Genomic DNA, 11672 nt, shown 5'->3' on the forward strand with positions numbered 1-11672 from the left:
TGGATCGCGCGCTCAGGGAACTGAACCAACGCCTCGGTGGTCTTCCGAACCCGATGGAGGCAGAGGACATCTGGTCAGACATCTGGCACCAGGAGGCGCACCACTCGACTGCCCTGGAGGGCAACACGCTGGTGTTACGTGAAGTGCAAGCTTTGCTGGACCAGGGGCGGGCGGTCGGCGCCAAGCCGCTACGGGAGTACAACGAGGTCCAAGGTTACGCGGCGGCCGCCAAGTGGGTGTACGGCCAGGCATTGGAGCCGGACGCGTGGCATGACAACAAGTTGATCAGTCTGAGCGAACTCCGGCACATCCACCACACGGCGATGACGCCAGTGTGGGACGTCGCACCGCATCCGGACGCGGGCGACCGAGAGGGGCCGGGTAACTTTCGAGAGCACGACATACATCCATTCACCGAAGGGATGACGCCACCCTCGTGGCCTCTCGTGCCGGGGCTGGTTCAGGGGTGGGTAGACGACGTCTGCGAAGCAGGCCGGAAGCTGGATAACCAGGAAGACCTCGGCCACCCACTGCCAGAGGAGCTTGCCAGGATCCACAACTCGTTCGAGCGGATCCATCCCTTCATCGATGGCAACGGCCGAACGGGGCGCCTGGTCCTCAACCTCATTCTGGTACGCCTCGGTTACCCCCCGATCATCGTGCTGAAGCAGCAACGCGAGGCTTACCTGACCGCCATGCGACGGGCGGACATCGGCGATTACGGCGCTCTGGGGGAACTGATCGCTCGAGCCATGGAGGACAACCTCAACCGCTTCATAGTGCCCAACGTAGCGGGCCCCGCACGCCTGGTCCCTCTGGCGGCCCTGGTGGACGACGAGTTCACGATCAACGCTCTACGCCAAGCAGCGCAGCGGGGCCGCCTCAACGCCCTCCAAGGCGCCGACGGTGTCTGGAGATCGTCCCTGAAGTCCCTCGATGCCTACCGCGCTTCGAAGAACAAGCGACGCCCGAAGGCCTAGGTCGTGTCTGACACTCCCTAGGGCACCCACCTTCGGTGGTGGATTGAAAGCGGTTTGTAAGGAATGACCACCATCCGAGTCACATGGGCCTCAGGAGTGATGCCGTGTCACCCGAAACGGGATATGGGGATATTTCACCCTTACCGTCGCTTTAGCAATCCGTTCCCTCCCCTATCTCGCTTTTCACCGAATCGTGATCTCGGTATCCGGGAAATGGTCAGGGAGGGACGAGGGGCGCGTGGCGGAATGGTCCCGATGGGCCATGTCGTCGAAACGTACTCCGACGTAACCTCGTCATGGGTGTGGGCTGCGGAAGGAAGGACAGCGCGGTGGGGCACGACGACATGGACTCTCGGGTCCACGACCGTGTCGCGTTGGACGAGATCGCGCTCTACGCCGAGGTACTGGAGGCCGTCAACTTCACCGATGACCGCCTGACCTTGGAGGAGCTCGACAACGCGCTCGGATTGCGCACTTCGGCGAGCCGCTGAAGGCGATCGCAGCGGAAACCGATCCCGGACTCCGCACGGGGTCCGGGACGGTTTCTCTGGACTAGTCCAAACAACCCAGTCGCGACAAAAGCCTCAAGACCGGACAAGCCTGGCAATTGCGGCGGTCGCTTCCTTGATCTTCTCGTCCGCCTCCGGGCCGCCGGTGCTGACGGCGTCGGCCACACAGTGCCCGACGTGGTCCTCCAGCAGGCCGAGCGCGACCGCCTGAAGCGCGCGGGTGACCGCGGAGACCTGGGTGAGGACGTCGATGCAGTACGCGTCCTCCTCGACCATCCGCTGCAGACCGCGGACCTGGCCCTCAATTCGCCGCAGGCGCCGGAGGTATGCCTGCTTGTCCCCGCTGTACCCATACATGCCGCCCACGGTATCGAGGATCGTGGGTTACTCGCGGGAGCGAAGTCCGTACATCAGGTCCTGCCAGCGGCCGGCGACGGCGGGAGCCGTACGCGCGGAGGCGGATTCGAGCGCGCCCGCCGCGAGGGACATGCGGCGGCGCTCGTCGTCGACGAGCGCGAGCAGCGCCGCCGCGTACGACTCGATCTCCCCCTGGCCCTCGGGGACCAGCACGCTGTCCTTCCCCGGCCGGAGGAGCTCGGCCGGGCCGCGCGGCCCGTCGAACGCGACGATGGGGACGCCGCAGCTCAGCGCCTCGATCACGGTCATGCCGAGCACCTCGTGCCGCGACGGCACCGCGACGATCGACGCCTTGGCGAACTCGCCGGCCAGGTCCGGCGTGGCGCCCATGAAGTAGACGTGGTTGTGCAGGTCGAGATCACGGACCAGTGCCCGCAAGCGCTTCTCCTCGGGGCCGGCGCCGTAGAGGCGGAGCCGCCAGTCCGGGCGCTTGTCCGCGACGACGGCGAACGCGCAGATCAGCCGGTCGTACGCCTTGACCTGCACGAGCCGGCCGCCCGCGCTGACGATGCGGTTGTCCATGCGCGAGCGCGGCCAGGGCCCCGCCGGAAGCGCGTCCGGGATGGCGTGGACGGACAGGTCGTCGTCGAGCAGCCGGGCCCAGTCGTCCCTGCCGCTCTCGCTGCTCGTCACCACCGCGTCGAGGCGGGGGTAGAACCGCCGGATCGGTCCAACGACGGGCGGCCGGCTCCACTCCCGCGCGATGCGGACGACCTCGCGCGGGGCGTATCTGGCGGACTGGACGCTCAGGCCCGGCCTCGTGGTGACCAGCACGTCCGAGCGCAGCCCGCGGAGCATGCGCCACAACGCCACCTCGGTCCGCACCTGGCCGCGCGGCAGCAGGCGAGCGGCGCCGGGGGCGACGTCGACCAGCCAGCGCATGGCGACCCGCCGATCGACGGGGAAGAAGGGCGTCTCCCTGGTCCGCTTGACGCTGACGACCTCCACCTCGTGCCGCGCGGCGAGCTCGGCGGCCAGGTTGAGGGTGGCCCGCACGTCGCCGCGCATGCCGTACGCCGAGGGAACCAGGAAGGTGATCCTCACACGCCCACCTCGAGCCGTAACTCGTCGTCGGATGTGAAGCTGGGCCTGATCGGCACGCCGTCCACGAGCGCCCTGGGGTAGTGGACCCGGCGGCGCTTGCCCTCGACGTCGTCGATCCGGGCGCCAAGGGGCAGCCGCCGGTCGACGCCGTCCACCTCGAGCGACGGCTCCCAGACCCCCTGGGAGCCGGGCGTGGCGGCCAGCACGTCGCACAGCGACAGCGCGGCGTGGAACCGGACGCCCTGGACGGTCGCGGCGACCGTCCAGGTCGCGGCCGGATCGCTGTGCCGGAGCGCCAGCCTGGCCTCGCGGTGCTGGTCGTCGTCGTCGAGCCCGGTGTAGGCCAGCAGGCCGGTGACCTCGAACCGGCCCTCGCGGAACCAGACCGCCCGCACGTCGGCGACAGGCTCCGCTTCATCGATCTTGATGGCGAGGAAGCCGTTCCTGGTGCGGTAGGCCCGGTAGGCCATCGTCCGCCGGCACAGCGCGTACGCGTCGAGCCGGTCGAGCGAGAAGCCGGGGTCCACGCTGCGGATCCGGGTACGCGGGCCCTGCTGCTGGAGGTAGGCGTCCCAGCGGCCCGGCGTGAGCGACAGCGGCGCGAGCGAGACCGCGACGGTGGCGTCCCTCGTGCGCCTGCCCGGCGCGCCGAGCGTCACATGCCGCTCCGCGCCGGTGGCCCGGTGCCGGAAGACGAGCCGCGTGCCGTCCGTCAGCGGTTCCTCGATCGCGAGGCGAAGGGAGAGGACATCGGCCAGTGTGACCTCAGCGTCCGTGACGAGCACGCCCACCGTCCAGCCCCCTCCCCGTCGATTGAGCCAACGTTGAGGTTACCGTGATTTTCCTGTTATGTGGAGAAAGGCTTTAACGCTTGTGGCCGGGAAGACATGTTTTCTACCGTCTTGACCAGTTCATTCGACAAATAGTCCGGACCACTGCAAGAAAGCCGTCACGCCCCCTTGACTGACTTGATCAGGAGCTGGGCCACGTCGACGACCTCCAGGCTCTCCTTGGCCTCGCCCGCGTTCTTCTTCTCGTTGATGGCGTCGCCGAGCATGACGAGGCAGAACGGGCAGGCGGTGGAGACGGTGTCGGGATCGGTGGTCAGCGCCTCGTCCACCCGCTCGGTGTTGATGCGCTTGCCGATCCGCTCCTCCATCCACATCCGCGCGCCGCCCGCGCCGCAGCAGAAGCCGCGGTCCTTGCAGCGGTGCATCTCCTGCGTTTGGACGCCCGGCACCTTCGCCATGATGTCGCGCGGCTGGGCGTAGACCTTGTTGTGGCGGCCGAGGAAGCACGGGTCGTGGTAGGTGATCTTCTCCTCGATCGGCGTGATCGGGGTGAGCCTGCCCTCCTCGACCAGGTGTGACAGCAGCTGGGTGTGGTGGACGACCTCGTAGGTGCCACCGAGCTGCGGATACTCGTTGGCCAGGGTGTTGAAGCAGTGCGGGCAGGTGGCCACGATCTTCTTGACCCCGGCCTCGTTCAGCGTCTCGATGTTCTGCTGGGCGAGCATGTTGAACAGGAACTCCATGCCGAGGCGGCGGGCCGGGTCACCCGTACAGGCCTCCATGGGGCCGAGCACACCGAACCTGACGCCGGCGATGTGCAGAAGCTCGGCGACGGCCTTGGTCGTCTTCTTGGCGCGGTCCTCCAGGGCTCCCGCGCAGCCGACCCAGAAGAGGTACTCGACGTCCTCGGGCATCTTCTCGTCGATGATCGGGACCTCGAAGTCCAATTCCTCGATCCACTCGGCCCGCTTCATCTCAGACATGCCCCACGGGTTGCCCTTGTTCTCGAGGTTCTTGAGCATGACGCCCGCCTCGGACGGGAACGAGGACTCGATCATCACCTGGTAGCGGCGCATGTCGAGGATGTGGTCGATGTGCTCGATGTCCACCGGGCACTGCTCGACGCAGGCGCCACAGTTGGTGCACGACCACAGCACGTCGGGGTGGATGACGCCGTCCTCGCCGACCAGCGGCTTGTCCAGCAGCGCCAGCACGTCCTCGTGAAAGCCGGCCTTCTCCTCCTCGCTCGCCAGCAGGTACGGCGCGACCTTGAAGGCGTGGTCGCGCTGGTCGAGGATCAGCATTTTAGGCGACAGCGGCTTGTCGGTGTTCCACGCCGGGCACTGCGACTGGCACCGGCCGCACTCGGTGCAGGTGTAGAAGTCGAGGAAGCCCTTCCAGGTGGTGTCCGCGATCTTGCCGCGGCCGAAGACGTCGACCTCCGGGTCGGCCTCCTCGAAGTCGAGCACCTTGCCGCCGCTGCGCATCTCCTGCGCCGGGCCGAGGCCGTCCGGGCGGCGGGAGAACAGCACGTTCAGCGGCGCGGTGAAGATGTGCAGGTGCTTGGAGTTCACCACGATGACGAGGAACACCAGCATGACGCCGATGTGCAGGAGCAGGCCGACGCCTTCGAGAGCCTCGCTGGTGGGGAGGATCCTGGCCACCAGGTCCGAGGCGAAGGCGCCGGACTTGTACGGGAAGTTCCCCGTGTTGACCGCCGCGCCGCGGAACAGGAACATCGTCCAGATCACATTGAAGATCATGAAGAGGATGACCCAGGCGCCGCCGAGGTGCGAGCCGGAGAACCGGGACCCGCGGCCCAGCTTCTTCGGCGAGTTCTTGATCCGGATGGCGGCGAACGCGATCAGGCCGACGAGGGCCGCGACCGCGATGAAGTCCTGCAGGAAGCCCAGGATGGGCCAGGTGCCGATGATCGGGATGTGGAAATCGGGCCTACCCGTGATCGCGCCCTGGATCAGCGCGCCGTACGCCTCCAGGTAGACCGTGGCCAGGATGAAGAACGCCCACATGACGAAGAAGTGCGCGGTGCCGGAGGGCGTCCACTTGAGCAGCTTCTTCTGCCCGAAGACCTCGACGAGCTGGGCCTTGATCTCGGCCCCAACGTTCGCCTTGGCGTATTCCAGGCGCTCGGGGGCGGGCTGGCCGCTGGTGGCGAGCTTGTAGAGGAACAGCACGCGACGGGCGGCCAACGCGACCGCGACCACGGTCATGACCAGTCCGATTATCGCTACCCAGAGCACGGGGCCCTCCCATATCCAACGTCGGCTGCCAGCGTATGACCGCGGTCATCCACAGTGACGACTGGGGCACACCCCGAATCCTACCCGTGGGTAACTTGTGCGCCGTCACCGGGATGGACGATCACTCGCAGCCCGCCAGGCAATCTCGCGATCTCATGCCGGGCTCCTGAGACTGCTGATGCTAGAACAAAGCTCTGCGTCGGATAAAGGCGGCTATCCCCCGAGATAACGCTGGATCGTGGGCGAAAGGATCTCTACCAGCTCCTCGGTGTCCGCCGAGGCAAGCGGCTCCAGCTTGAGGATGTACCTCATCATGACCACGCCGAACATCTGGGAGAAGGCGACCTCCATCCGGATGGGCGGGATCTGGAGCGCCTCGGCGACCCGCCCGAGCACCGCCCTGGTGAGGAACTCGCGGATCATGGCGACGGCCTGCTCGTTCACCATCGCGGTCCGCAACAGCCCCACGACCGGCTCACGCGCCTCGGGGTCGGCCGTCATCGCCAGGATATGGCGCACCAGCCGCTCGCCGATCTCCTCGCGCGGCCCGGCGAGGATCGCGGGGATCACCGTCCCGGGGTCCACCGGCAGCCGCATGGCCGCGATGAACATCCCTTCCTTGGTGTCGAAGTAATGGTGGACGAGGGCCGGATCGACCCCCGCCTCGCGTGCGATGCCGCGGACCGTCGCCCTGTCGAAGCCCTTCTCCGCGAAGACCTTCCGCGCCGCGGCGAGGATCTCGCCGCGTGTGTCGGCCGTTCCCGGCCGACGCCCCGGCCGCCGCCGCTTCCTCACCGGCTTGTCGTCCGCCGCTGCGGGAGACTCCGCGGTCCGGCCGTCGGCGTCCACGCCCGGCGTCACGGCCGGCCGCCTTCGCCGTCCCCCTCCGCGGCCCCCTTGCGCCCTACCGCCAGGTAAACCCGCATGGGGACGGTCAGCCGGCCGTCGGCGAAGACCTTGCGGAGCTCGGCGCGCTCCCGGGTGACCAGTTCCTCCACCGACTCGGGGTCGAGCGCGGCCACGTAGGAGTAGGAGCGCAGATCCGTCAGGAAGTCGTCGAGGCGAACGCCCCGCGTCCAGGAGATCCACGTCTCCTCGACGTGAAGCCCGGCGTCGCCCATCGCGCCGGCGATCGGGGGCATGCTCCAGCCGGGCAGCGCCGGGCCGATGTAGCCGGCGCACGACTCGGCCAGCCGCACCTGGTAGGCCGCCAGCCAGTCGGCCTTGCCCGCGTCCACCGAGTTCCACCAGCCGGCCACCGCCCCTCCGGGCCCGGTCACCCGTACGGCTTCCGCGATCGACAGGGCCGGGTCGAGCCAGTGCCACGCCTGGGCGTAGGTCACCAGGTCGGCCACGCCGTCGCGGAACGGCAGCGTGTTGCCGTCGGCCAGCATGGCGTGGCATGCCGTACGAGCCCGCAGGAGGGAGAGCATGCGGCCGCCTCGGTCGACGGCGACGGCCCGGGCGCCCCGGTCGAGGAGCCCTCGGGTCGAGATGCCGGTCCCCGCGCCGACGTCGAGCACCCGGGCGCCGTCGAGCCGGATGCCGGACAGCTCCTCCAAGGCGAGGTAAAGCGCCTCCGGATACTCCGGCCTGGCCGCGTCGTAGGCCTCGGCCACCCGGTCGAAGACGTGATGGCTGAGCTCCGGCAGCCTGTTCATGGCGTGGTTCACAGGGAGGTTCACGGCGCGGTCAGGTGGCCGTCGTGGAGGCGGCGAAGTTCAGCCGGGCGAAGGCGAGCGCCTCGGCCAGATCGTCGATCCGCTCGGTGCGGCTGGTGGCCTTCCGCGTGTTGATCTCCAGCACGATCAGCCCGCGATATCCGGCGCCCGCGAGGCGCTCAAGGATCTGCGCGCAGGGCTGGGTGCCCCGGCCGGGGACCAGATGCTCGTCCTTGTTCGTCGTGCCGACGCCGTCGGCCAGGTGCAGGTGGGAGAGCCTGTCACCCAGCTTGGTGGCCATCTCCATCGCGTCGGAACCGGAGACGGCCGTGTGCGACAGGTCCAGCGTCACATCCGGGAAGTCATAGTCCATGGGGTTCCAGTCCGGCGCGTACGGCACGACCTCGTTGCCCCTGGCGCGGAGGGGGAACATGTTCTCCACCGCGAACACCACGTCGGTCTCCTCCCGCATCCGGGCGAGACCGGCCTCGAAGTCCCTGGCGTAGTCGCGCTGCCAGCGGAACGGCGGGTGGACCACGACGGTCTGCGCGCCCAGCCGATGCGCGGCGTCGCGGGCCCGCTGCAGCTTGACCCACGGGTCGCGCCCCCAGACCCGCTGGGTCACCAGCAGGCACGGCGCGTGCACGGCCAGCACCGGCATCTCGTAGTGATCGCTCAGCCGCTGGAGGACCTCCACATCCTGGCTGACCGGGTCCTGGCCCACCATGATCTCGACTCCGTCGTAGCCGAGACGCGCCGCGAGCTCGAAGGCGTCCGGCGTGCGCTCCGGATACACCGAGGCCGTCGACAGCGCTACCTTCGCGTTGGGCACGCGGATGACACTCATGACGCCCGCCTCCCCTGGCGGCTCCACGGGCACGGTCCTGTGGCACTGCGGTGGTCGTCTGATCGCTTGCTGCGCCCGTTCACGGATCCAGCCTAAGCCGGACAGTGGCCACGCGCCGCTTCGCCACAATGATGCGCTCTCAGATCACAACCTAGATCACAAACTATGGTGGTCATATGGCGCGGATCGCGAAAGGGGCCGTACCCAGCCCGAACATCTGGAACTCCCCCCAGGTCTACGAGGTGGAGAACCGGGCGGTGGACCCCGACGGAGTGGTGGAGGCGGCCATGCGGGCCATCCGGCCCTGGGACGGCGCCACCGTGCTGGACATCGGCTGCGGGACCGGTTTTCATCTGCCGTCGTTCGCCGCGACCGCCGGGCGGGTCGTGGGCGTCGAGCCGCACGCCGGCCTCGCCGCGCTCGCCGCGTCCCGCTGCTCCGGTCTGCGCGACGTGGTCGTCCGTACGGCCACCGCCCAGGACCTGCCGCTGCCGGACTCGTCCGTCGACGTGGCGGTCGCCCGCTGGGCGTACTTCTTCGGCCCCGGATGCGAGCCGGGCCTTCGTGAGCTCGCACGGGTCGTCCGCCGGGGCGGCGCGGCGTTCGTGGTGGACCTCGACGGGGCGCGGGGCGACTTCGGGCGATGGTTCCGCCAGTCGGTGCCGTCGTACTCACCCGGGGCCGTCGAGGAGTTCTGGTCGCGCCACGGCTGGCAGCGCCGGGAGCTCGACCTGCGGATGGCCTTCTCCTCCAGAGCCGACCTGGAGGCCGTGCTCCGGATCGAGTTCGCCCCCGCGGTGGCGGAGGCGGCCATCGGGGAGACCGAGGGTCTGGAGATCTTCTACCCCAACGTCCTCCGGTGGCGGCATTTCTGACAGCCATCGGGGCTTGACCTTGTCACTGGCGTCATTGTTTACGGTCGTGCCGAGGAGGGCCGATGCGGATCGGAGAGCTGGCCCGGCGGTCGGGGGTGAGCCCCCGGGCGCTGCGCTACTACGAGCAGCACGGGCTGATCAGGGCCCGGCGCTCGGCCAACGGATACCGGGAGTACGACGAGGCGGACGTGCGGCTCGTCACGGAGATCCGCCAGCTCCTGGCGGTGGGCTTCACCCTTGAGGACGCCCGGCCGTTCGTCGACTGCCTGCGGTCGGGGCAGCCGTCGGGGGGCTCCTGCCCGGAGTCCGTCGCGGTCTACCAGCGGAAGCTGGCCCAGATCGACACCGAGATCCGCTCGCTGATGGCCCGCCGATCCGAGGTGGCCGCCCAGCTGGCCGACGCCTGCCCGGGCTGCCTGATGGGAAGACGAGGAGAACCATGATCACATTGACGGCGGAGAACTTCGAGGAGCAGGTGCTGCGGAGCGGCAAGCCCGTCCTGGTGGACTTCTGGGCCGACTGGTGCCCACCGTGCAGGATGATCGCCCCGATCCTGGAGGAGATCGCCGAGGAGTACGGCGACCGCCTCACGGTGGCGAAGATCAACTACGACGAGCACCCCGACATCGCCCAGCGCTACGGCATCCTCGGCCTCCCGACGCTCAATCTGTACCGCGACGGCGAGGTGGTCCAGCAGATCAAGGGCGCCAAGCCCAAGCGCCTGCTGCTGGCCGACCTCGCCGATCACATCTGATTCGCCGACGGCTGATGGCGGAGATTGTCGGAGGAGGCCGATAACCTCCCCGTCGTGAGCAAGGCAGCGAAACCGGCGTACCGGTGTGGCGAGTGCGGGTGGACCACCGCCAAGTGGGTCGGCCGGTGCGGGGAGTGCCAGGCGTGGGGCACCGTCGAGGAGGCGGGCGCCCGCCAGGGCGTCCACGTGGTCAGGGGAGGGGCGGTCTCCGCCCCGGCGGTCCCGATCGGCCAGGTCAAGGCGGAGGTCGCGCACGCCCGCACGACGGGCGTCCCGGAGCTCGACCGCGTGCTCGGCGGCGGCCTGGTGCCGGGCGCGGTCGTGCTCCTCGCCGGAGAGCCCGGCATCGGCAAGTCCACGCTGCTGCTGGAGGCCGCCGCCCGTACGGCGGAGCACGACACGGTGCTCTACGTGACCGGCGAGGAGTCCGCGGCGCAGGTCCGGATGCGGGCCGACCGGATCGGGGCGGTCGAGGACCGGCTCTACCTCGCGGCGGAGACGGACCTGTCGGCCCTGGTCACCCACGTGGAGAAGGTCCAGCCCCGGCTGCTGATCGTCGACTCGGTGCAGACGATCGGCTCCGCCGACGCGACGGGCGTGCCGGGCGGTGTCACCCAGGTCCGCGAGGTCGCGGGCAACCTGGTCCGCCTGGCCAAGGAGCGCGGCATGTCGACCGTCCTGGTCGGCCACGTGACCAAGGACGGCACGATCGCCGGTCCCCGCGTGCTGGAGCACCTCGTCGACGTCGTCCTCCACTTCGAGGGCGACCGCAACTCCCGCCTCCGGATGGTCCGGGCGATCAAGAACCGGTTCGGCCCGATCGAGGAGGTCGGCTGCTTCGACCTGCACGAGCGCGGAATCACCGGGATCACCGACCCCAGCGGGCTCTTCGTCTCGCGGCACCCGGAGCCCGTGCCGGGCACCTGTGTCACGGTCACCATCGAGGGGACCCGGCCGATCCCCGCCGAACTGCAGGCCCTCGTCGGGCCGACGGAGGCGCCCCAGCCCCGGCGCACCTCTTCCGGGCTCGACTCCTACCGGGTGGCGATGGTGCTCGCCGTCCTGGAACGGCGGCTCAACTCCAAACTCGGCAAGTTCGACGTGTTCACCGCGACGGTCGGGGGCATCAGGCTGACCGATCCCGCCGTCGACCTGGCGCTGTTGCTCTCGGTGGTGAGCGCGGCCGGGGACACGGCCCTGCCTCCGGGGCTGATCGCCCTGGGCGAGGTCGGCCTCGCGGGGGAGCTCCGCCCCGTCCGTGACGTGCGGCGGCGGATCGCCGAGGCGTCCCGGCTGGGCTTCACCGGGGCGCTGGTCCCGGCCGGGTCCCTGGCCGACGACGCGCCGCGGCTGGAGGCGGCCCCGCGCCGGAGCGATCTCGTCGCACTGCGTCCGTCTTCGGGGCGCGGATCCTCGGCACGCAAGATCGATTTCGGTCCCGGCTTCGACGTCTTCGAGGCCGAGAACGTCTGGGAGGCTATTGCACACGTCAGGTGAAGACGCCGTTACGCCGGTAAACTGGGCGGCGTCATG

At 69.1% G+C, this 11672-nt stretch carries 13 protein-coding genes; 6 read left to right on the forward strand and 7 right to left on the reverse strand.

Annotated features, from left to right (window positions below; genetic code table 11):
• Nucleotides 1–53: 53 nt before the first annotated feature.
• Nucleotides 54–980, forward strand: coding sequence for a Fic family protein (locus tag N5079_RS05775; RefSeq protein ID WP_261582423.1), 927 nt, complete (start codon nt 54–56; stop codon nt 978–980).
• Nucleotides 981–1309: 329 nt separating this feature from the next.
• Nucleotides 1310–1471, forward strand: a complete 162-nt coding sequence (locus N5079_RS05780) for a hypothetical protein (protein WP_261582425.1) — start codon at nt 1310–1312, stop codon at nt 1469–1471.
• 93 nt (nt 1472–1564) lie between these two features.
• Here N5079_RS05780 and N5079_RS05785 read toward each other — a convergent pair whose 3' ends face one another.
• The 7 genes from N5079_RS05785 to N5079_RS05815 all read right to left on the reverse strand — a co-directional run bounded on the left by N5079_RS05785 (nt 1565) and on the right by N5079_RS05815 (nt 8510).
• Nucleotides 1565–1846 carry a metal-sensitive transcriptional regulator gene (locus N5079_RS05785; protein ID WP_261582426.1) on the reverse strand — a complete coding sequence of 94 codons (282 nt, stop codon included), beginning with the start codon at nt 1844–1846 and terminating at the stop codon, nt 1565–1567.
• A gap of 27 nt (nt 1847–1873) precedes the next feature.
• Nucleotides 1874–2950: a glycosyltransferase gene (locus N5079_RS05790; protein WP_261582427.1), complete on the reverse strand. Its 1077-nt coding sequence runs from the start codon at nt 2948–2950 to the stop codon at nt 1874–1876.
• Entirely contained in the window at nt 2947–3741 is a 795-nt protein-coding gene (locus tag N5079_RS05795) for a hypothetical protein (RefSeq protein WP_261582428.1), read from the reverse strand. Before N5079_RS05795 ends, N5079_RS05790 begins: the two co-directional genes overlap by 4 nt.
• Before the next feature lie 158 nt (nt 3742–3899).
• Nucleotides 3900–6002 (reverse strand): (Fe-S)-binding protein, encoded by a 2103-nt coding sequence (locus tag N5079_RS05800; RefSeq protein ID WP_261582429.1) that lies wholly within the window; start codon nt 6000–6002, stop codon nt 3900–3902.
• Between the two features lie 213 nt (nt 6003–6215).
• The gene (locus N5079_RS05805) at nt 6216–6863 is read right to left on the reverse strand and encodes a TetR family transcriptional regulator (protein WP_261582430.1); all 648 of its coding nucleotides are present in this window, start codon (nt 6861–6863) and stop codon (nt 6216–6218) included.
• Nucleotides 6860–7663, reverse strand: coding sequence for a class I SAM-dependent methyltransferase (locus tag N5079_RS05810; protein WP_261582431.1), 804 nt, complete (start codon nt 7661–7663; stop codon nt 6860–6862). The genes N5079_RS05805 and N5079_RS05810 overlap by 4 nt, the downstream gene beginning before the upstream one ends.
• Nucleotides 7664–7694: 31 nt before the next feature.
• Nucleotides 7695–8510: a sugar phosphate isomerase/epimerase family protein gene (locus tag N5079_RS05815; protein ID WP_261582432.1), complete on the reverse strand. Its 816-nt coding sequence runs from the start codon at nt 8508–8510 to the stop codon at nt 7695–7697.
• A 176-nt stretch (nt 8511–8686) separates the two neighbouring features.
• Between N5079_RS05815 and N5079_RS05820 the strand changes: the two genes are divergently transcribed.
• The 4 genes from N5079_RS05820 (at nt 8687) to radA (ending at nt 11636) form a co-directional block, all read left to right on the forward strand.
• Complete coding sequence (locus tag N5079_RS05820) at nt 8687–9385, forward strand: class I SAM-dependent methyltransferase (protein WP_261582434.1); 699 nt, start codon at nt 8687–8689, stop codon at nt 9383–9385.
• Between the two features lie 62 nt (nt 9386–9447).
• Entirely contained in the window at nt 9448–9828 is a 381-nt protein-coding gene (locus N5079_RS05825; RefSeq protein ID WP_261582435.1) for a MerR family transcriptional regulator, read from the forward strand.
• Complete coding sequence (gene trxA, locus N5079_RS05830; protein WP_261582437.1) at nt 9825–10139, forward strand: thioredoxin; 315 nt, start codon at nt 9825–9827, stop codon at nt 10137–10139. Before N5079_RS05825 ends, trxA begins: the two co-directional genes overlap by 4 nt.
• A gap of 54 nt (nt 10140–10193) precedes the next feature.
• Nucleotides 10194–11636 (forward strand): DNA repair protein RadA, encoded by a 1443-nt coding sequence (gene radA, locus N5079_RS05835; RefSeq protein ID WP_261582438.1) that lies wholly within the window; start codon nt 10194–10196, stop codon nt 11634–11636.
• Nucleotides 11637–11672: the final 36 nt, after the last annotated feature.

The organism is Planotetraspora sp. A-T 1434, from assembly GCF_025420585.1.
In the GTDB taxonomy this organism is placed as follows: domain Bacteria; phylum Actinomycetota; class Actinomycetes; order Streptosporangiales; family Streptosporangiaceae; genus JAOEGB01.

Bases quoted from the DNA above. Each gene is read 5' to 3' on its own strand.
- N5079_RS05775 (WP_261582423.1), top strand. From the start codon at position 54: ATGGAGGCAGAGGACATCTGGTCAGACATCTGGCACCAGGAGGCGCAC.
- N5079_RS05785 (WP_261582426.1), bottom strand. From the start codon at position 1,846: ATGTATGGGTACAGCGGGGACAAGCAGGCATACCTCCGGCGCCTGCGG.
- N5079_RS05810 (WP_261582431.1), bottom strand. From the start codon at position 7,663: ATGAACAGGCTGCCGGAGCTCAGCCATCACGTCTTCGACCGGGTGGCC.
- N5079_RS05815 (WP_261582432.1), bottom strand. From the start codon at position 8,510: ATGAGTGTCATCCGCGTGCCCAACGCGAAGGTAGCGCTGTCGACGGCC.
- N5079_RS05820 (WP_261582434.1), top strand. From the start codon at position 8,687: ATGGCGCGGATCGCGAAAGGGGCCGTACCCAGCCCGAACATCTGGAAC.
- N5079_RS05825 (WP_261582435.1), top strand. From the start codon at position 9,448: ATGCGGATCGGAGAGCTGGCCCGGCGGTCGGGGGTGAGCCCCCGGGCG.
- trxA (WP_261582437.1), top strand. From the start codon at position 9,825: ATGATCACATTGACGGCGGAGAACTTCGAGGAGCAGGTGCTGCGGAGC.